This is a genomic window from Nostoc sp., assembly GCF_036917755.1.
Classification (GTDB): domain Bacteria; phylum Cyanobacteriota; class Cyanobacteriia; order Cyanobacteriales; family Nostocaceae; genus Nostoc.
In genome coordinates this window covers 1-20209 of the sequence record NZ_JBALFC010000113.1, presented here as the reverse complement: position 1 = coordinate 20209, position 20209 = coordinate 1, and the positions used below count along the sequence as shown (strand labels likewise).

The 20209-nt window shown below is 43.4% G+C and carries 17 protein-coding genes; 5 read left to right on the top strand and 12 right to left on the bottom strand.

Annotation, left to right across the window (positions count from 1 at the left end):
- Nucleotides 1–92: 92 nt before the first annotated feature.
- Together V7L05_RS25215 and V7L05_RS25210 are read left to right on the top strand one after the other, a co-directional pair.
- Complete coding sequence (locus V7L05_RS25215; protein WP_335168145.1) at nucleotides 93–221, top strand: hypothetical protein; 129 nt, start codon at nucleotides 93–95, stop codon at nucleotides 219–221.
- Between the two features lie 633 nt (nucleotides 222–854).
- Entirely contained in the window at nucleotides 855–2780 is a 1926-nt protein-coding gene (locus V7L05_RS25210; protein WP_335168143.1) for a di-heme oxidoredictase family protein, read from the top strand.
- Nucleotides 2781–2954: 174 nt separating this feature from the next.
- Here V7L05_RS25210 and V7L05_RS25205 read toward each other — a convergent pair whose 3' ends face one another.
- The 4 genes from V7L05_RS25205 to V7L05_RS25190 form a co-directional block, all read right to left on the bottom strand.
- On the bottom strand, nucleotides 2955–3557 hold the full coding sequence (locus tag V7L05_RS25205) for a PEP-CTERM sorting domain-containing protein (protein WP_335168141.1): 603 nt from the start codon (nucleotides 3555–3557) through the stop codon (nucleotides 2955–2957).
- A gap of 207 nt (nucleotides 3558–3764) precedes the next feature.
- Nucleotides 3765–4991: a nicotinate-nucleotide--dimethylbenzimidazole phosphoribosyltransferase gene (locus V7L05_RS25200; RefSeq protein WP_335168149.1), complete on the bottom strand. Its 1227-nt coding sequence runs from the start codon at nucleotides 4989–4991 to the stop codon at nucleotides 3765–3767.
- Nucleotides 4992–5096: 105 nt separating this feature from the next.
- Entirely contained in the window at nucleotides 5097–5837 is a 741-nt protein-coding gene (locus tag V7L05_RS25195) for a DUF2232 domain-containing protein (RefSeq protein ID WP_335168140.1), read from the bottom strand.
- A gap of 47 nt (nucleotides 5838–5884) precedes the next feature.
- Complete coding sequence (locus tag V7L05_RS25190) at nucleotides 5885–6586, bottom strand: Crp/Fnr family transcriptional regulator (protein WP_335168138.1); 702 nt, start codon at nucleotides 6584–6586, stop codon at nucleotides 5885–5887.
- Between the two features lie 474 nt (nucleotides 6587–7060).
- Here V7L05_RS25190 and V7L05_RS25185 point away from each other — a divergent pair, with 474 nt between their 5' ends.
- A complete protein-coding gene (locus tag V7L05_RS25185) occupies nucleotides 7061–11062 on the top strand; it encodes a hypothetical protein (protein WP_335168137.1) in 4002 nt (1333 codons plus the stop codon).
- A 371-nt stretch (nucleotides 11063–11433) separates the two neighbouring features.
- Entirely contained in the window at nucleotides 11434–12087 is a 654-nt protein-coding gene (locus tag V7L05_RS25180) for a sugar transferase (protein WP_335168135.1), read from the top strand.
- Between the two features lie 45 nt (nucleotides 12088–12132).
- Here the strand turns inward: V7L05_RS25180 and V7L05_RS25175 are convergent, their stop codons facing one another.
- The 7 genes from V7L05_RS25175 to V7L05_RS25145 form a co-directional block, all read right to left on the bottom strand.
- Entirely contained in the window at nucleotides 12133–12969 is an 837-nt protein-coding gene (locus V7L05_RS25175) for a carbohydrate ABC transporter permease (protein WP_335168134.1), read from the bottom strand.
- A gap of 195 nt (nucleotides 12970–13164) precedes the next feature.
- On the bottom strand, nucleotides 13165–13740 hold the full coding sequence (locus V7L05_RS25170) for a 5-formyltetrahydrofolate cyclo-ligase (RefSeq protein ID WP_335168132.1): 576 nt from the start codon (nucleotides 13738–13740) through the stop codon (nucleotides 13165–13167).
- A 72-nt stretch (nucleotides 13741–13812) separates the two neighbouring features.
- Complete coding sequence (locus tag V7L05_RS25165) at nucleotides 13813–14757, bottom strand: GDP-L-fucose synthase family protein (RefSeq protein ID WP_335168131.1); 945 nt, start codon at nucleotides 14755–14757, stop codon at nucleotides 13813–13815.
- A 25-nt stretch (nucleotides 14758–14782) separates the two neighbouring features.
- Entirely contained in the window at nucleotides 14783–15862 is a 1080-nt protein-coding gene (gene gmd, locus V7L05_RS25160) for a GDP-mannose 4,6-dehydratase (RefSeq protein ID WP_335168129.1), read from the bottom strand.
- Between the two features lie 455 nt (nucleotides 15863–16317).
- Entirely contained in the window at nucleotides 16318–17076 is a 759-nt protein-coding gene (locus V7L05_RS25155) for a sugar transferase (protein ID WP_335168147.1), read from the bottom strand.
- Between the two features lie 112 nt (nucleotides 17077–17188).
- Nucleotides 17189–18331: a glycosyltransferase gene (locus V7L05_RS25150; RefSeq protein ID WP_335168128.1), complete on the bottom strand. Its 1143-nt coding sequence runs from the start codon at nucleotides 18329–18331 to the stop codon at nucleotides 17189–17191.
- Nucleotides 18332–18428: 97 nt separating this feature from the next.
- Complete coding sequence (locus V7L05_RS25145) at nucleotides 18429–18659, bottom strand: hypothetical protein (RefSeq protein ID WP_335168126.1); 231 nt, start codon at nucleotides 18657–18659, stop codon at nucleotides 18429–18431.
- Nucleotides 18660–18694: 35 nt separating this feature from the next.
- Between V7L05_RS25145 and V7L05_RS25140 the strand changes: the two genes are divergently transcribed.
- On the top strand, nucleotides 18695–19633 hold the full coding sequence (locus V7L05_RS25140) for an NAD-dependent epimerase/dehydratase family protein (protein WP_335168125.1): 939 nt from the start codon (nucleotides 18695–18697) through the stop codon (nucleotides 19631–19633).
- 54 nt (nucleotides 19634–19687) lie between these two features.
- Here V7L05_RS25140 and V7L05_RS25135 read toward each other — a convergent pair.
- Nucleotides 19688–20209 (bottom strand): Uma2 family endonuclease (locus V7L05_RS25135; RefSeq protein WP_335168124.1); only part of this gene is annotated, 522 nt, incomplete at its 5' end.

Sequence of the window (20209 nt, the reverse complement as noted above, 5' to 3'; positions counted from 1 at the left end):
AATGCTTGAAACAAGACTCCAAGAATATGACTCCAAGTGACCTCGTGATTGCCGCATAATTTCCGACCCTTTTTTACGGTGACGTGTACTTAGTGCGTAGTAACCTTGATGGCACAGGTCATTACTTCTACGTAGATAGACAGGCTGGGTTTAATTCCAACCAGCAAGCAGACCTGATTAATTTCTTGCTAGCACTTGATGACAATCCTGGAAGCTTTTAATTTTAGCTACAGCTGATATTTTTTGTTAATACCAAGTCGTCTAGTGATAGATCATGAAGGCGACTTGGTATTACTTTAAGTAAGAATAAAATGGCAAGCGCATTTTAATGCAATCTAGCTCGGTGATGCACTATGAACCTTATGAGATAACATAACACCAGAAATTTAAATACAACGACTGACAGCACAATTAACAGCAGCATACAATCGCATTGCTACTTTGGAAGAACAATTACTTAGAGAGAGAATTCATTAAATTTAACCTGAGTTGAATGAATTAAAAAAATGGCTGGAGGTAGGAAAGACAAACCTTTAGGTTCAATGTCGAGCGATCGCTTTATGGGCAGATATATAAGTATAAGCAACTAATTCAGCCATCAAATTGATAAAAAACTTAAACACGCTATTACATATATCTACGTAAGAGTGTGATATATCTACCTATAGGCTTTTAGTCACTACCTCACTATGAAACAAAAAAACAACAACCCTAAGACTGGTGTCTTTAGGGTTTTGTATCGTTCAAAAACCAAGATTTTCTTATTAATCTGCGTTTTTATCATTAGTGTTTTTGGCATCTTGTTATCAAATTGGTTGATCACAAGCCAGACAGCTTTCGCAAAAATTGACCTTTTGCAACCTGCTCCGACTCAACCGTTAGGCTATTACGACTATTTTGGCAAACTGCTGAGTCCTCAAGAAGCATCACAACTAGTTGTAAATAAAGGATTTGACCCTAAAAATCCCATTTCCTATCAACGGGTAGGAGCAGTTAAAGTTACTCAGGAATTAATCACTCAAGGCGAAAATATATTCTTCAACCGTAAAGTTGGCGACACATTTGGTTTGCAAGGCGTATTCGGTCTTGGGCAAGGCTCTGCTATTCTTGCAGAAGAATATGCTAGAGCAATTTATAATTTGCAAGGTCAGCCAACGAACAACTTACACATTACCCTCTTAAAGGATATCCCCTTAGGTAGTCGGACTTTTCTCAAAGGAACTGTCATTAATACAGGCTTAAAAGTGGACAAGGGAGGAAATATTGTCGGAAGTGCGCCTAATGGTGACTTTACCTGTGCAATTTGTCATGTCACTCTTTCCAAGGAAGGTAAAAGTCTTCCAGGAGTCCCAAATAGTGAAATTGCCTTTCCCCTTTTTCTTGCCTTAGCACCAAATTCAGCGGCTGCGTTTGCACGGGCAAAATTCAACCCCCTAGACCCACAATACCAAGGTAATGGCAAAACTATTATTGACAGTAAAGGTAATGTAGTAAGATTACCAGATCCTGAAAAGTTTGAAAAAGCTTTTGATGATGCCTTATTAGGTTTACCTTTTGGTAATTTCGAGAGTTCACCAGATGGCATTAATAACACCACCCAAATTCCCAGTTTATTCACATTTAAGAATCAGCCTTATGGTGCAGATGGAACTTCGGCTGTTGGACCCTTTGCTGGACTGACTTCTCTCACCAGTGCTGTCCATTCTTCAGAAATTAACTTGTTGGCAGCTGCTCAATTAAGTTCAAAAACTCTTGGTATTGACCCAGAAGTTTATATTGGTACATTTCTTCAGAATGCTGCCACTCCTAGCCTACGTTTACCAGAAGGAGTGACACTAAAACCCTCGGAGTGGCTACGCGGAGTGATTGCACCGAATCCTACACAAGCAGAATTAGAAGACCAAATTCCTGCTCCTGGCACAGGAAGTTACCCAAACCTGCAAGTCAATCTATTTACAAGCAATGGTTTGGTTTTCAGCCCAAATACTGGAAAGCCGGGCGATATTGCCAGTGGCTCTTTCTTATTTGCTGACAATGCTATGTCTGCTTTTCAAAATAGCTTAGTACCGCCTGCTAACCAGACTTCGGAAAACTGGCAAGCGTTGAACAACAATTCTGTTAAACGTGGCGCAAAAGTTTTTGAGAAAGCCAATTGTGCAACTTGCCATATTCCACCCTTCTTCACTGACAACAAAATTCATCCAATTGATGAAATTCGTACTAACCCAGCCCGTGCTGAGTCTCACTTGGCGCTGAATAAATTGTTAGTACCACCCAAGCTATACACTTTTAACACTCCCGTTCCCATACCTGCTAATGCTGAAGTGCTAGATTTACCAACGCTGGGTATCTCTGATACTCCCACGACTCTACCCAAAGGTATACTACCAAAAGGTGGTTATAAAACTACTACGTTACGTGGTCTTTATTTAAGCGCACCATATTTGCACGATGGTGGCGTAGCAATACGCGCAGGAAGTTTGAAGATTAACTCAAATGGTAGTTTCACGGTAGTTGACAAGAGGGGATTAGGGTTAACTGGCACTCTCAATCAAGGTATAGCAGCCGATGCTGCTAGCAGCTTGCGTGCTTTAGTTGACCGCGATCTTCGTACCTTAGTTGTAAAAGCCAATAAAGCTAACCCTAGTTTAGTGTTTAGTAACCTTGATGGTACGGGTCATCACTTCTACGTAGATCAACAGGCTGGGTTTAATTCCAACCAGCAAGCAGACCTGATTAATTTCTTGCTGGCACTTGATGACAATCCTGGAAATTTTTAATTTTAGCTATAGCTGATATTTTATGTTAATACCAAGTCGTCTAGTGATATGTCATGAAGGCGACTTGGTATTACTTTAAGTAAGAATATTACAGATATAGCAACGGACAGGTAGCTTAGGACAGCAATAAAATCACAAAGTACGCTGTTGAAGGCGCGTTTCCCGCCAACTGTCCTAACGGCTTTGGCGACTGCTATAAATGCCTTTATGGGGCTTCTTCTGAAAAGCTACTGCTTGCCTTCGCTTTGTCCACCAGCCAAAACCAAGAGCAAGCAATGAGCCACTTACTGTATAGGGTTCGGGAACAGGACGTGGTATGACACTAAAACTGCCATAATCTACATCGCTTGAAAGCTCTGAATAACCTTCATTGAAACTACTGTAGAAGAGGTTAACCTTCCCATTTCCGTCTTCTCCGCTCCCAGAAACCAGGTAAGAAAAACCGTTCTGGCTTAACAGGGGCGTACTCGCATTTAAGAGATTATCATTGACTCCGTATGTACCTGATGAGAGCAGCCCGATGATTGTCTCGGTAATTCCTTGGGCTTTCCTTGTGCCACTGATTCCTGTGATTGTGTAATTGTTGTTTATGGGATCTAGATCGGTAGTAGTGAGGATGCCGCTAGCGGAAATCGGTGTACCATTTGCCTGATAACTGGGAAAAGAATACTGAAAATCAAATAACTGTACAGCTTGTGCCGCAGAAGATGCAGCAACACCAGTGATACCTATAACAGCACTAGTAGTTGCAATACCAAGCTTTTTGACTATTTTCATCAGATAATTCTCCTGAAAAACAAGAAGGTAAACAAAGTTGCATATTCAAATTGCTAGAAAGAAGCGCTATACCTTAATTAATTATTGATTTGCCTAAGTACGGCTTTGGTAAAATTGTACCGAATTGAGGGTTAAAATTTAAACCCATAACTCTACCGTCTTCCCGCAGGGTAGGAGCGCAGAGTTATGCAGAGAATTCGTTACAAATTAATGAGATGCTGTACTTAGCCGTTCCAGTTGGGCTTCAATGGCTGCCAAAAGTTGGTGTTGCTGCCAATCTTGGCTAAGATGGGCGGCTATGCAAGCGGCTCCAGCACCGATACCTTCTTTCACAAAGCCTTGCTCATAAGCTCTCAGTTGGGGATAACGAGAATCAGCAAAGCTCAGATGAGTTGCTAATAGGGGAGGGGTTCTTCCACTCTGAGTTAAGCTGCCTTTTCCTAAGCTGAGGGCTAAGTCAACTGTAGCGCCAGTAGGGTCTTCTGCCACCCAGCGAGTTGTGCCTACAACTACTGCCTCTGGTCGCCATGATAAAGTGTAAGTTTCAGCGATCGCACTGATCAGCGCATAAACCGCCAGCATTTGCGTCCCACCAGCCAGCATTACACCACAACTACGACTAGCTGCGATCGCCATCCCAGCTACCACTACTTGCATGGGATCGCCCACGGCGGCGACGAGTTGTAGAGGATCTACGGAATTTTGGATTTTGAGTCGCACCTTTGGTGCGCTTTCAGCGCAACTTGGATTTTGGATTGGAGATTGGAAGTTTATCTCCTCTTGTTCTTTGCTCACCATCATCTTCTCCAGTCCAGTTTGCACTAGTGTCCACTTTTGCGCGTGGTTACAAACAGGGTGGCTACTGTTAACTTTTCCGGCAGCTTCTATACCTAAACCAGTTAAGATTGCCAGGGCAGTTGTAGTGCCTCCAACGACGCACTCACTGACAATCAGATACCCCTGTTGGATATTGGCAGCAAGGCGTTCTCCCCAAAGTAGCCCTTGTTCAAACAAGTGGTGTACCGTTGTGATTTCCATAGCAGCACCTCCACTTAAACACTTAGCAGGAGCGCCACCCAAATCAATTACTGGCACAGCAGGAGACTGGGGTAAACCAGCATTAAACAAATGAACTGGTATCTTTAATGATTCAAAGACAGCGCGAGAAATCAGCACTGGTGAAGCCCCAGCCGCTAATGGTGGTAAGGGATATTGGGCTTTATGTTCTGCCCCGTAATACAAAAACTCGGCATCGGCACAAGCAGTATATTTCCGATCCTCTGGAGTGCGACCAGCTGCTGAAATCCCTGGAATTAAACCAGTTTCAGTAAATCCTAAAACACAGGCAAATACGGGTAGACAGCCACGATACCGTTGTAGCCATTCTTCACCCTGTTCTTTTTGGGTATAAATACGAATTTGGGAATTGGGCATTGGGCATGGGGCATTGGGCATGGGGCATGGGGCATTGGGCATTGGGCATTGGGCATGGGTGATTAGTTAGGACTCATCATTTAACCAAAGACAAATGACAAATGACTAACCCTCATAATCCATGAGGACTTGCACCCAGCGTGGTGGACGGGGAATAGGGTTGCCCAGACGGTCAAAAAGCAACCATGCTGCCAGATGTACCACAAAAAGGTAGATAAAGTTGTTGAGTACAATTAAAGCGATCGCTCCCACTTGAATTAAAAACACACTGGGACTCGCCAATAAACTCAGCTTCAAAAATACCCACTCAATGAACTCAGTCACCTGGGTAATCACATAAATCCACAGGTCTTCACCCGACAAAACAGACAGCAACCACAGCCGAAAAAAGACTCCCAAAGTACCCAACAGCGTACCCAAGGTGATAGAAACAATCCAGGGAACACGACGACGATACCAGGTCGCCCCCAAAAGGACGCCCATAAACCCGTAGGGCATGACAAACAGCAAACTGCGGGCTGGCCCCATCAGTACCGTCAGTAGTAACCCGGAGGTGAGTGCTGCCATCCATGCGGCACGTTTGCCCCAACGCAGATAAACTAGAGCGATCGGCACCGGAAAAAATATCCGCAAAACTGGGCCCAAGGGAAAGTAGAAATTAATAAACCAAATTAAGCTAGCGGTACTGGCTAAAAAGGCCGTTTCCACCATCCTCAAAGGCGCATCAGCCTTAAGTTGAGGAGGCATTAACTGCTGTTCTTTGTCTAACCAATGATTCTGGGGAGTTGGAGATTCAGTCGATGGATCTTCCTCCGGCTCATCTGGTAGAGAATCTAAAATACTCATATCTGATAATTAATTAATTGATTGCCGTAAGTCCCCCGCTTGGTACTTCACACTATCATTCTTTCCAATGCTGACAAATCGGGAATACAAAGACTGTCTTGATCCCGTCTAATCAAGCCTTTTTTTTCTAGCCTTGTCAACACTCGTGTCACCGTTTCCCGCGCCAGTCCGCTCAAACTGCTCAATTCCCGATGAGGTAAATTGGGGATTTCGGTTCCTGTTTGCCCTTTTTTTCCCTGTCCTTCTGCCAAAAATAGCAACGTATCTGCCACCCTTGACTGACTATCAGATTCCCGCAACCGCAATCGGCGATTTACTTGCCGCAAACGTCGTGCCATTAGTTGCGCCAATCGAACTCCCGCCAAGGGTTCTATCTGAAGTAACTTGACAAAATCCTGAGCAGGCATACTGCCAATTACCGTCGGGGCCAAGGTAATCACATCTGTGGATCGAGGTACTTCATCTAGTGCGGCCATTTCACCAAACAATTCCCCTTTACCAAGAATATTCAGCGTTACCTCTTTTCCTTCCAGATTGTAGGTGCGAATTTTTACCCATCCGTCCAAAATAAAATAGACAGAACCGCCCCAGTCATTTTCCAACAGAATCACCTGATTGGCTGGGTGAGTGCGGGTGACAAGATGGATCAGGGCTGATTCCACAGCAGTTTCTGGCAACCCTTGAAAAAAGGGAGCAGAGGTGATCATCCAGGGATTAGCCTGTGCTTGCAAGCTATATCGGTCTTCCATTACGACATTTTATTTAAGCTGCTATATACACATAACAAACAAGAGCGCCATTTTTAGCTTCAGCTATCAAAGAACAGCTCCCTTTCAAAGATAAAACTAAACTATGCTACAGAAGAAAGCGACAAGAACGTTTTTCTAAACAATCTTTACCTATAAGTTAAACGGGGTAAAAGTTTTGCAAAAAGTAGTTTATAGCCGGCGGTTGTATTGCTTAGGGGCTAGCTGCACTGCAAACTTGATTAGTTAAGAATATAGGCAAACAACATCAATGATACCAAAAAGAACAGGGTGAAGATTGCCACGACTCCCACTAATCCATAACATAATGACAGTCACAAGTCCAAGCAGCGGCTTTTGCCACTCAAAACTTCTCCTATGGTCGATGCTGCGCCTAGCAAGATCCTCATAGGGGTACGGTGATTGTAAAGTAATTGTCACATTAGTTGACATACATTTATAGGTAAGGTGATAAAAGTGACTTTCAGTGCAGATGAAATTCAAAAGCTGATCGCAGACATTGACAACTTACTTGCCAACGGTGGCAAGCGCCTGTCTAAATTTCTGTCTGGTCAGGCGCAAGAGCCTAAAGAAGTTTTAGAGCGAATTCGTGACTTCTTGGTGAGGTTACAAGAAAAAGAAGCATTAGAGAGAGGCATTCCAAATCAGTCTTCTGAAGAACCGCGTTCGCCTTTATTAACAAAATTAGTTGATCAAGGTCATAACCAGTATCCACTACCGCAGATCGAACCCAATCAGCAACAGATTGCTGTTGAAGCCGGACAATTAAAAAGTGAATTTTCGAGATTGATTGGGCCATTGCGATCGGAATTAGAAGGACTATTGCAAGAGCGAGCCACTCTCATACAGGAAATTCGGCAGCTAGAGCAAAGGCGATTGCAAAACTACTCCTTAGCGCAGCAGTTGACAAACCAGGAGCAAATTATTACCGAGTTTTTACAAGTACTCATGAGTCGTCTTCTGCCAACTTTAACGCCACTGGTAGGACAGAATTTGGCAAATTCCCCCACTTCATCAGGAGTAACTAATCACACCAACTCAGAACCAACAATTTCTGCAAATCAACCTTTTTTAGAATCACCAGACGGTGGGGAGCGGTTAACCCAGTTGTCCAGGGAGTTGGATCAACGCCTATTATCACTAGATGGGACGGTGAATGTAGTCTTTGAGGCACTACAGCGCAACATTAATACTTATTACGAATCCCTGTCGCAAGCACTGGCAAGAATGCATAGCAAGGGGATGCAAGGCGAACAGCTGATGGCCAGCTTTCTCAACAATTTGACCCAGAATTTGCAGCAACAATCCCCTAGTTCTCAATCATCTTTCCTGGGGGTAGAATCTGAGACACCACCATCATTGGCTGACCCCGGAGCGATCGCTGCTGAAGTTACGCCCCAGCCGTTGGAGTTTATACAGCCAGAAACTTCATCTTCACTGACAATTAATTCTGAGCCACAAGAGACTACCCTCACAGAAGATTTAGATGCAGCGCTGTTGCAGCTTGGTTTACACTCGTCTCAATCTTCTGAAAGCTCGACCGAATTACCGCAAGATATTTCTGCGTTAATTGGTGATGAAGTAGACCAACTTTACGCCAGTTTGTTTGGTACTGATGATGTTAATAATTCAAGCCTCGATGTTGACTTATCTGCTTTTACAGCCTCCCCATCACCGTTAAACATCGCTGAGGGCGCACCTGTGTCTCCAACCGTGGATATGGGTCTTTCAACCCAAGAAACTTTAGCAGAAACCACAGATTCATCATCCGAGCCACAGGAAGAATTATTTTTTGAAGAGGATACTGACCTAGACTCGCCTCTTAGCAACTCTGTGCCACAAACAGAAGGTTTGCCCGTGGAACTCGGCACTCAGCCAGTTAGTGTTGATACAATTAATACCCTAACTGACCTATTACCTGATACGGGTAGTGAGCAGCAACTCCTGGAAGTATTATTCTCTGTGGAGGATGCCACAATTACAGCCCCAGTTACTCCAGAAGTAGCAGAAATTGCGTTGGCAAAGCCTACCGAAGGTATCGCCACATCGGAAGTATTAATTAACGATGATCAGCCAGAACCATCTTCAGATAACTACATTACTGCTTCATCCCAGGAAAACTTGCTTTCTGTTGAGTCAAACCAGTCTCCAGCCGTACCTGATATTTCTTTAGATGAAGAACAGTTGCAGCAATTAGATCGGGATTTGGCTAATTTTGATCGGCAGCTAAATTCTGAGTTGCAGCCAGATACTAACTTGGATATTTACCCGGAAGTGATTGGTAACACTCAAGACACGATCGCCACGACTTCCCCTGAGCCGCAAACAGAAAATACCTCAACTGCGGCTTTCTCCAGTTTGGCAGTTCCCCTGGTAGAAACTGAAAAAAATGAAGTCACAACTCCTGTTGAAGAAAGTTCTTTACCTGCAATTTCCAACTCCATAAATAATCCAGAAGTTTCGCTCAATGTTCTAGAATCAGTCTGGTATTTAGGAATTGATTTAGGTACAACAGGAATTTCTGCCGCATTATTAAATCGCTCGACTTTTGTTGTACATCCTATCTACTGGTCAGCAGAAAATCCGCCAGGAACGACTTCCTTTCAGCAATCGTTTCGTTTACCAACAGAGGTTTATCTGCCTACAGCTTCTATACCCCAAGGCGAAAACGAAAGTATCGAAGCACATGAGCAGACAGCACCTGCGGCTGTTGCCCAAGATAAAGTGCCGGATCACTCGGCTACCACTCCTGCAACACCGAGATCAACAGCAGAACCGATGAGAAATAATCTCTACTCGGCGCAGTTGAAGCCCTATTTACAAGTAGCCATTCCCTACAAGAGTGAACGGGAAAAATGGGAACCTGTTTTGCAATTAAATGAATTTTCGGCTGGCCCTTTGATTTGGGTGGTGCGATCGCTCTCTAAGCTACTATTAACCCTGAAATCTGATCATACTAGTACCACCCCTAGTTTAATAGCTGCTGCTGTTGGGATCAGCGAACAAAATTTTCCCCAGATTATCAATAATATTGCTGGTGTAATTTGTACCTGTCCATCTAGCTGGTCGGAACAATACCGCTTTAACGTGCGGGAAGCTTTACTCACTAGCAAACTGATTCAACATCCGCAGCAAGTCTTTTTTGTGGAAGAAGCGATCGCTAGTCTACTCCCAGAACTGGATGGTGCTAACGGTGAGCAAGTAAAATTAAGCGATAGTCAAGGTTCTCATCCAGCAAAAACCAGCGAACATCCCATTCTTGGCAACACTCTTGTAATTAACATTGGGACAACTGCCACAGAAATGTTGCTGGTCGATGTACCAGAAACCTCACTGCAATTGACATACAATGATTTCATGCTCCACAGTTTTGCCTATGCTGGCAAGGGAATTGAACAAGATATAATCTGCCAGCTGCTTTTGCCACCTAAATCTCGGCAATCACGCCCAGAAACAGCAAGCGATGCCTGCGGCGGGCTACGCCAACGCAAAACTATTACCAGTAATCCTTGGCAATGGCAACCCTCAATTCCCGGTTTAGACCAAATGCGTTGGCAGAGTTTAGGGTTGGAAGAATTAGAATTACCCAGAGTCGGAGAACCAGATATCATCGCTCGGATTCGCCTTCAGCAGCGTTTAGAAAGTTCTCTACTAGGACAGGCGGTATTAGATGCGGCACTAGCCCTCAAGCTGATTTTGCAACACCAAGACTCTTTTACCCTGGAATTGGCCGATCAGCAGTGGATTTTGCAGCGACGAGACTTAGAAAGTCAGGTATTTATCCCCTTTGTGCGCCGCCTAAACCGAGAACTCAACAAATTATTGGTAGCTCGTGGTATCCCCACAGAAGCAATTAATCAAGCTATCCTGACTGGTGGGGTGGCTTGTATCGGGACGGTGAACCGGTGGCTACGACAAAAACTCCCCAGCGCTAAGATTATTCAAGATTTATATCTCGGCGAAAACGGCGCTCCAAATTGCAGTCGCGTTGCTTATGGTTTGGCGATGTTGCCTCTACATCCCCAGATTTTAGATATACCCAGGCAACAATACACTGATTATTTCCTATTTACAGAATTGCTGCGGCTACTACCAGATCGACCCTTATCTTTCGGTGAAGTTATCCAGTTATTTGAGGGTCGTGGGATCAATACTCGCACTTGTCAGCAACGCCTGCTGGCTTTCTTGTCAGGGGAATTGCCTTCCGGTTTGATACCTTCAGTTACAGACTCAACTTGGCTTACCCAGAGTTCGCAAGAAAATCCCGACTATCAGGCGATCGCCACAGCACCACTTTTTGAAAAACAGGGAAGTCTCACTTATCGTCCGAATTCCCAACAACTGCTGTCTTTGCGTCGCTATTTAGATGCGATCAAGGCTAGTAATCAGCAATCACTGGAGGAGCCATATACGGTGAATTTCGTTTTAGAGGTTGATCAAGGTGCAACGCATTCATAAGCCAGAGATGTAGGCGGGTTTACCCTCGCTCTCGTCTAGCATCCCCATGCCCAAACGACGCATACGCCGATTTTACGTCGGTCACATCCTCATGTGGCTCTCTACTCTAATAATTGTAATTTTTTGGATGTGTACGAATAACACTATATTTTTATCTGATGGAAAAATAATGCTGAAAATACTGTAGATTTATAATCTACCATCTTAATTGAAAGATTCTGTAAACTTTGGGTTTTCGGTTTTTATATTGTTTAAATTTTGTGTATGTTAACACTCGGTAGGAACGACAGAAGCAGTAAAAATCGCCTAAAAATTATGTCCATGTCTACACTACTAATGCAAAAAGTCCTGTTGTAGATAAGTTAGCCTTTGTGAATAATCTTTATCTTTATTCAGTAAATTGTTCGCAACAGCCTTCACACCCGTCAACTTTAAGCGTGAGAAAACGATTAATTGACATTGTTGGAGCTATTGTGGGGCTGGTTATTACACTTATAGTAGCAATTCCTGTAGTAATTGTTACCTTTATACATGATCCAAATACAATACTCTATTCCCAAATTCGCTGTGGTTTGAACGGAAAAACTTTCCGCATATGGAAATTCCGTTCGATGATCGTCGATGCCGATAAATTCAAGCATTTGGTTGAAAACCAAGCCAAAGGTCACATCTTTAAGTCTGTTGACGATCCTCGCATTACTTATGTGGGTAAATTTTTGCGGCGTACTAGCTTGGACGAATTACCCCAATTTTGGAATGTTTTGTTAGGGGACATGAGTTTAGTTGGTACTCGTCCACCGACTCTTGATGAAGTTAGCCATTACGATCTACACCACTGGGATAGATTGCGAGTCAAACCAGGCATTACTGGAGAATGGCAGGCTAATGGACGTTCCAGCATTACAGACTTTGAAACTATTGTCAAGATGGATATAGATTATCAAAACAAGTGGTCTGTAACTTATGATCTGAGTCTAATTATTAAAACTATCTGGGTAGTATTGAAAAAGACTGGTGCTTATTGAATTGGGGCATGGGGCATGGGGCATTGGGCATGGGGAGAGAGATTTCTATCCCTTGACACCGCTACCTGTTTCTGTGGGTACAATGTAACGTTGTACAAATAAAAATAGTAATAATACTGGGGCGATCGCAATTACTGAACCAGCAGCTACCAACCGCCAGTCAAGAGAAAATGTCCCTGCTAGCTTTGCGACTCCCAAAGGAAGAGTGTATAAATTTTCGTCTTGGATGATAATTAAAGGCCACAAAAAATCACTCCAAGCACCAATGAATACAAAAATAGCTAAAGTTACCAGTGCTGGGCGAACTGCTGGTAACATTATATGCCACCACAAACCTAACTCCGAACTGCCATCCATTCGGGCGGCTTCTTCTATCTCTTTGGGGACACTCATAAAAGCTTGGCGCAACAGAAAAATGCCAAAGGCAGAAGCTAAACTCGGAAAAATCATCCCCAAATAACTATTTGTCAAACCCAACTGGACTGTCAAAATATACAGGGGAATCATCACGATTTGGAAGGGAATCATAATCGTGGAGACGATCGCTACAAAAATGCAGTCTCGCCCCACAAACGATAATCTTGCCAACGGATAGGCAGCTAAAGCGCAAAATAGCAGATTTAAGCCCACAGTCAGCACTGACACCAAAGTACTGTTATACAGGTATTGTCCAAAAGGTAGAGAGTTCCACACACTAGAGAAGTTATTTAGTGTTGGTTGAGTAGGCAATAACTGTGGCGGCGACTGAAAAATATTTTCCGTAGGCGATTTTAAGGATGTACTAATTAACCATAGTAAAGGAAAGAGCATCACCAGTGCGATCGCTCCCAATAGCGCATACATTAGCAGACTTTGCGATCGTGATTTTTTCCAGTTCAGCATTTGATTTTGCAAATTTTATTTTGTAATTCAACAGAAATGTAAACACTCAAGCTACTTGCTGTTTATTTTGAAAAACATTTAAGGTATATCTAGCTCTAGTTTTAAGAATATTTAATTGGTCAACTTGTGCCAATAATCATTCTACAATTTCACTTTCTTCATTTGATGATGTTGTCCTTCATCATCCTGAATCCTTCAACCTTTTTGAGTCAATCCGGTTTCCGCACAGATAGCTTGTAGTGGTTTATCCCAAGATTCAATCGGTATTTGGGACAAATAGGCAAAATCAAAGACAATTCCGATAGTCGGCTTTGTCTGCCACTGCGGTAAACTGAGCAAGCGATCGTAATATCCGCCGCCATAACCCAAACGATATCCTTGATAGTCGCAAGCTACACTGGGGACGAGAATCAAATCTACTTCAGCAGCATCTATGATTGGAGCGTTGGGGTGTGGTTCAATAATGCCATAAGCGCCACTTTGCACAGAATCTTCAAGTGCCCAAATATGCCAACATAGGGATTTATCAACGCAGCGAGGAAATCCCCAACGGTATTTGGTGTTTGCAAATAGTGGACTGAGGTCAGGTTCTTGGCGAAAGCTGAAATAAGCAAGTATTGTTTTTGCTTGGGTAAAGAAAGTAGAGTTTTGTAAATGAGAGCAAATGCGATCGCTTTTTTCTCTCCACTCTCCAACGGACATTGATTGACGTGTTTTAAGTAAAGTGCGGCGTAGTTCTGCTTTATTTAATTGATGATTAACTTTGTCCATAAAAATTTATAGCGTCAAATAAATAAGCTGGGCATCGCCCAGCTTAAGTACACTACACTCATTAGTACATCGTTATGCAGCGTGTTGACGGTACCATTCAATGGTATTCTTTAGCCCTTTCTCAAAGCTCACCTGAGCCGTGAAATTAAAGGCTTGCTTCGCCCTTTCAGTATCTAAACAACGGCGGGGTTGACCATTAGGCTTGTCAGTTTGCCAAACAATTTCACCCTTAAACTCCATCAATTCGCAGATTAGAGTTACTAAATTAAGGATAGAGATTTCCTCACCCGTTCCCAAGTTAACTGGTTCCGATTCGTTATAGAATTGAGTCCCCATAACAATCCCGCGCGCTGCATCTTCTGAATAGAGAAACTCGCGCGTGGGACTGCCATCACCCCAAACTGGAAGTAGCTTTTCTCCGTTAATTTGGGCTTGGTGAACTTTGCGAACTAATGCTGGAATAACGTGGGAACTTCCGGGGTCAAAGTTATCTTCTGGGCCATATAAATTTACTGGCAGTAAGTAAATCCCATTAAAACCGTACTGCTGGCGGTAAGATTGCAATTGGACTAAAAGCGCTTTTTTTGCAATTCCGTAGGGGGCGTTGGTTTCCTCTGGGTAGCCTTTCCAAAGATCATCTTCTTTGAATGGCACTGGGGTAAATTTAGGATAAGCGCAGATTGTGCCAATACAAACGAATTTTTCGACTCCAGCTTGATAGGCAGCGTGAATTAGCTGGGTTCCCATGATCAAGTTATCGTAAAACAACTCTGCGGGTTTTTCGCGGTTCAAACCGATGCCACCGACATGAGCTGCTAGGTGAATAATTATGTCTTGCTGGTCAACTGCACGTTGGCTATTTTCCCAAACACGTAGATCGGAATCTTGCGATCGCGGTATTGTAATCTTCTCACGATCAGCCCCTGCTTTACACAGTTGATCGATCACCTGACGACCTAGAAACCCCGACCCACCAGTGACGAGAATGCGTTGATTTTTTAGTTCTAAGGCGGTCATATTTTTATCCTCTGTGGTGCGCGAATCAGAAATGCAAAGCGCCTAGTTCTTGACGAGTAGTAGCAATATCATGTTGAAATTGCGAACCATTTCCATTGGGTGAAGTGTGACCCAATGCTTGTAAGTCTGCTTCTACCATTAGAGAAACTAGTTCTTCAAAGGTTATTGATGGTGCCCAGCCCAACTTCTGCCGTGCTTTCGTAGAATCGCCAATCAATAACTCTACCTCAGATGGACGGAGGTAACGCTCATCAAACTCTACATAATCTTGCCAATTGAGATTCACATAACTAAATGCCAGTTCCAAAAACTCCCGTACCGAGTGAGTTTCACCAGTAGAAATTACGTAATCCTCTGGCTCCTCTTTCTGCAACATCAACCACATGGCTTTGACGTAATCTTTCGCATAGCCCCAATCTCGCTTGGCATCTAGATTACCCATGTAAATTTTTTTCTGCTTACCAGCAACGATACCAGCCACTGCTCTAGTAATTTTGCGGGTTACAAAGGTTTCACCCCGTCGTGGTGACTCGTGGTTAAAAAGTATGCCGTTACAAGCAAACAAACCATAAGACTCACGATAATTTACAGTTTGCCAGTGGGCGTAAACTTTTGCACAGGCATAGGGACTACGCGGATAAAAGGGCGTTGTCTCAGTTTGAGGTATTGCTTGTACTAAACCGTACATTTCTGAAGAACCCGCCTGGTAAAATCGCACCTGAATTCCGGTACGCTGTTGGTAGTCTCGAATTGCTTCCAACAGACGCAGCGTACCCATTCCTACAGCATCCACCGTATATTCTGGCGAATCAAAGCTGACTCTGACATGGGATTGAGCGCCCAGGTTGTAAATTTCTACTGGCTTGACTTCTTCTAAAATACGCCGCAAGGTCGTACCATCCGTCAAGTCACCGTAGTGCAGAAACAACCGCACTCCCTCTTTGTGGGGGTCTTCGTAAATGTGATCGATGCGGTCTGTGTTGAAGGTAGAGGTTCGGCGAATAATGCCATGAACCTCATAACCTTTTTCCAGCAAAAACTCAGTTAGATATGAACCATCTTGACCAGTAATACCAGTAATTAACGCTCGCTTTTCTTGCGTCATGCTCAATTCTCCTTTATTGTCTTTGATTAAAAAGTTACAGGCAATCTGATACAACTTAGCAGCTAATTGCCGAATTGCCTAATGGGAAACCTACGAGTTATTGTGATTATGATACTTTTTCCGTAGATAAATATACTTATATAAAAATGAATTTAACACGTAAACCAACCTGAGATAGATGAAGATTGTTTAATTATGTATATTTTTTTAGATAAAAATTCTTTTTGTGTACGCTGTTTTTTGTGAAAACTTCATATATTTCTGGTTTTGTGAAGACTGAATAAAATAGGATTTGAGATTAGACTTCTGGCAAAAATCCACACTTAAAGAGGTCTGAGCTAAGTAGAAAGGCACAAATATAGATAACTAAAAGAAAGATGAACAGTCCGTTTTACAGGTAGAATTTGCTACTTAGGGGCATTAACTGCCCCACAGAATCGACCCTAAGTAGTTACTCAGTATGCCCCGTTATTTTTGGGCAGAATGACTATATCAACAGTTTTCAAGATGATCCATAAATCAAGCCATAAATTCCTAAATTTGACATAATGGAGGTCTATTTGGACTCGCCGAGGGTAAGGAATGTCATTACGCCCAGATACCTGCCACAAACCAGTAATTCCTGGACGGATTGTTAAAATCTCATCAATGTGAAAACCGTATTTTGGCAGTTCCTCTGCTACTAAGGGTCGGGGGCCGACTACACTCATGTCCCCTTTTAAAACGTTCCAGAACTGGGGAAATTCGTCTAAGCTGGTAATTCGCAAAAATCGACCAATTTTGGTAATCCGGGGATCTTGTTTCAGCTTAAAACTGCTCTCAAATTCTTGTCGCAACTGGGGGGATGTTTCCATCATTTGCACGAGGATTTCATCCGCATTGCTCACCATTGTTCGGAATTTAATACAATTAAACGCTTTGTAATTTTTCCCTACCCGTTCGTGGACATAAAAAATTGGACCTTCGGAGCTGAAAGCAATCAGCAAGGCCAAGATTAAGTAGACGGGCAAGAACAAAATTAACACCGACAGCGAAAACACTATATCGAACAGTCGTTTGGCAAACTCTCCGTTTAAACCCTGAAAAGATAAACCTTTGGGTTTAACTTTTGGCGTCTTTGTTTTTTGACCGCGTTTTAAGAAAGTACGCGTAGACGCTCTAGTGTCTTGCCGTACGCCTCGCTTGCCGGAGAGGAGTGAGCTCTGGGCAGTCATCATACTCCTTAATAATCCACACCACACATAGTCCCAATATTAAAGCCAAAATGAGGTGCTTCTGGGGGGAAATTGCCAAAAGCCTAAAAAAATAAGAGATTAACCCAGACCATTACTGCAAAAACGGTCTTTTTTCGTTGCACTTGTTTACAAAATCTAGATAACGAGTTGCAAAGATTTGCGGTGAAAACTGCGCGGCGTGCGATCGCATATACTCGGAACTGAATGAACTCTCATACATTTCAAACTTTTCTACTGCCTCCACCAAAGCTGCCTCTGTTTGCGTCCTGAAAAATATACCTGTCCCTGTATCCACATCAGAGCGGATATCTCGCACTGTTTCTAGAGCACCCCCTGCACCATAGGCAATCACTGGCGTGCCGCAGGCTTGTGCTTCCACTAGGGCAATACCAAAATCTTCACAAGCTGCATACACAAAAGCCTTAGCCCTAGACATATATTTTTTTACCACATTATCGGGTTGCCATCCCAGTATTTGGATATTGGAATTTGCCATCTCACGAATCTTTTTCATTTCATCTCCTGTCCCAATTACTACTAATGGTCGTTTTAGTTGATTAAAAGCGTTGACAATCAACGATACTTGCTTGTAACTCACTAACCGAGAAACTATCAGGTAAAAGTCCTCTTTCTCAGACAGAAATGGAAATTCCGCAATATTCACTGGTGGGTAAATGACTGTTGCTTCTCGCCGATAGCAACGCCAAATCCGCCGAGCTGTATGCTGGGAGTTGGCAATGAAGTAATCAACGCGATTGGCACTCAATACATCCCACTGGCGCAAACGATGTAATAGATATCGCGTCATCCACCCAGGCAACCCACTACCCAGTTTGCTGTGGCGCAGATAATCAAAGGTCAAGTCCCAGGCATAGCGCATTGGGCTGTGACAGTAGCAAATATGCATCTGTTCGGGAGTGGTAAGAATTCCTTTGGCGACAGCGTGGGATGAAGACAGAATTACGTCATAATGCCGTAAATCCAGTTGTTCAATTGCCAACGGCCACAAAGGCAAGTATTTTTGTACACCGTTGCGGGCATAGGGAAAGTTCTGGAGAAAGGTCTTGCCAATCTGACGCTTGTATAAATAACTTTCTCTATTGCTGGATTCAAAATCGATGAGGGCATACAAATCAGCATCAATATGATTCAAAATTTCTCGGACAACGAGTTCTGAACCACCGGTGGCTTTAGGTGTCAGCCACTCATGAACTAGAGCATATTTCAAGGGCACAGCTAAACAATTCAAAATTCAAAATTCAAAATTGAAGATAGTTTTCTTAGACTCCGACTGAAAAGTTTCTCCTTGTGATTAATTAACGGGAAGCGCCCTAGATTAGCAAATGGGACGCAATCTTTCCCCCAGAGGTTCCAGATAGATGCTGTAACCTGATAACCTCAGATTGGGCATGGGCATTGGGCATTGGGCATTGGGCATTGGGCATGGGGCATGGGGCATTGGGCATTGGGCATGGGGCATTGTTTATTCTCATTGTCTCCCTCATCTCCCTCATCTCCCTCATCTCCCCAGTACAGACGCGATTAATCGCGTCTCTGCCCACTCCTTAACAACAACTGATATAGAAAGGGGGAATTTATGCGAATTCTAATTATGGGTGGTACTCGGTTCATTGGTGTGTATTTGACTCAATTACTAGTGGAACAAGGACACGAGGTGGTGCTGTTCAATCGTGGGAATCGGCCAGCACCTCCTTTACAGGGAGTAGGACAAATTATAGGCGATCGCACGGATGCTACTCAATTAAAAGCAAAGTTATCACAAGAAAACTTTGATGTCATTTTTGACAATAACGGACGGGAACTTACTGATACTCAACCACTGGCAGAGATTTTTCAAGACCGAGTGCAACATTTTGTGTATATGAGTTCTGCGGGGGTGTATCTCAAATCTGATCAATTGCCCCACATCGAAGGTGATCCGGTAGATCCCAAAAGTCGCCACAAGGGTAAACATGAAACAGAGGCTTACCTGACTCAAGTGGGATTGCCCTTTACCTCTATTCGTCCTACTTATATTTACGGTCCTCGTAATTATAATGAGTTGGAAGGCTGGTTTTTTGACAGAATTGTGCGCGATCGCCCGATTCCCATCCCCGGAAATGGACTGCATATCACACAGCTAGGTCATGTAAAAGACTTAGCACGGGCAATGACTCAGGTTTTGGGCAATAAACAAGCCATAGGAGAGATTTATAATATCTCTGGCGATCGCTTTGTCACTTTTGATGGTTTAGCCCGTGCTAGTGCTGTAGCGGCTGGTAAATCACCCGATGCTGTAAAAATCGTCCATTACGACCCGAAAAAGTTTGATTTCGGCAAGCGCAAAGCTTTTCCGATGCGGGTGCAGCATTTCTTTGCTTCGGTGAATAAAGCGCAAACAGAATTAAACTGGCAACCGGAATATGATTTAATTTCCGGGCTGAATGACTCCTTGGAAAATGATTATTTGGCTAATGCAAAAGACAAAGCCGAAGTAGATTTTTCTGTAGATGAGGAGATTTTAAAAGCCTTGTGAGTCAAGATGTTTAGGGGCACATTGCTGTGTGCCCCTACTGATGCGATCGCATTTTCATAACTCATCAGGGTTAACGCCTAACTCTCGCAGTTGTGCTGCTAATTTGTTAGCACGTTGACTTTCTCGTTCGAGCGGCGTGGAAAGCCAATTCCCGGATGCATCATACCAACGTAGCCACAATCGCTCAATTCCTTGGTAAGAACCTTGCCAAAGTCCTAAGCCCAATTCCAAACCCGGCATCCACACCCGTGAGGTACTTAAGTCCAATTCACTGTAGCGGTCTGCAACTAATTGGAATGCTTGGAGTTTGTCAGTGTAGCGGTCAAACACAATGTAGTAAGGAACTCGCAAAATCCGCTCATAAACTTCCCATTTGGTCGGTGGTTGGTTAATCTCCCGCAGAGTTTGTCCTAAGTCTTCTTTTTCAGTGCCAGGAGAAAGCAATTCTACCACTACAAAAGGAGCAACCCCTTCTTGCCAGATAAGCTGTTCCACATTTAAGTCGCATAAAATAGCAACAAGATAAACCAAGGGTGTGTGCATCATGCCAGTAAAAAGATTCCTGAAAGCGGAACA

What these genes read in the sequence shown, in the direction of transcription:
- V7L05_RS25155 (WP_335168147.1), bottom strand. Translation starts at nt 17,076, where the DNA reads ATGACTGCCCAGAGCTCACTCCTCTCCGGCAAGCGAGGCGTACGGCAA.
- V7L05_RS25195 (WP_335168140.1), bottom strand. Translation starts at nt 5,837, where the DNA reads ATGAGTATTTTAGATTCTCTACCAGATGAGCCGGAGGAAGATCCATCG.
- V7L05_RS25140 (WP_335168125.1), top strand. Translation starts at nt 18,695, where the DNA reads ATGCGAATTCTAATTATGGGTGGTACTCGGTTCATTGGTGTGTATTTG.
- V7L05_RS25200 (WP_335168149.1), bottom strand. Translation starts at nt 4,991, where the DNA reads ATGCCCAATTCCCAAATTCGTATTTATACCCAAAAAGAACAGGGTGAA.
- V7L05_RS25170 (WP_335168132.1), bottom strand. Translation starts at nt 13,740, where the DNA reads ATGGACAAAGTTAATCATCAATTAAATAAAGCAGAACTACGCCGCACT.
- V7L05_RS25205 (WP_335168141.1), bottom strand. Translation starts at nt 3,557, where the DNA reads ATGAAAATAGTCAAAAAGCTTGGTATTGCAACTACTAGTGCTGTTATA.
- V7L05_RS25190 (WP_335168138.1), bottom strand. Translation starts at nt 6,586, where the DNA reads ATGGAAGACCGATATAGCTTGCAAGCACAGGCTAATCCCTGGATGATC.
- V7L05_RS25175 (WP_335168134.1), bottom strand. Translation starts at nt 12,969, where the DNA reads ATGCTGAACTGGAAAAAATCACGATCGCAAAGTCTGCTAATGTATGCG.
- gmd (WP_335168129.1), bottom strand. Translation starts at nt 15,862, where the DNA reads ATGACGCAAGAAAAGCGAGCGTTAATTACTGGTATTACTGGTCAAGAT.
- V7L05_RS25165 (WP_335168131.1), bottom strand. Translation starts at nt 14,757, where the DNA reads ATGACCGCCTTAGAACTAAAAAATCAACGCATTCTCGTCACTGGTGGG.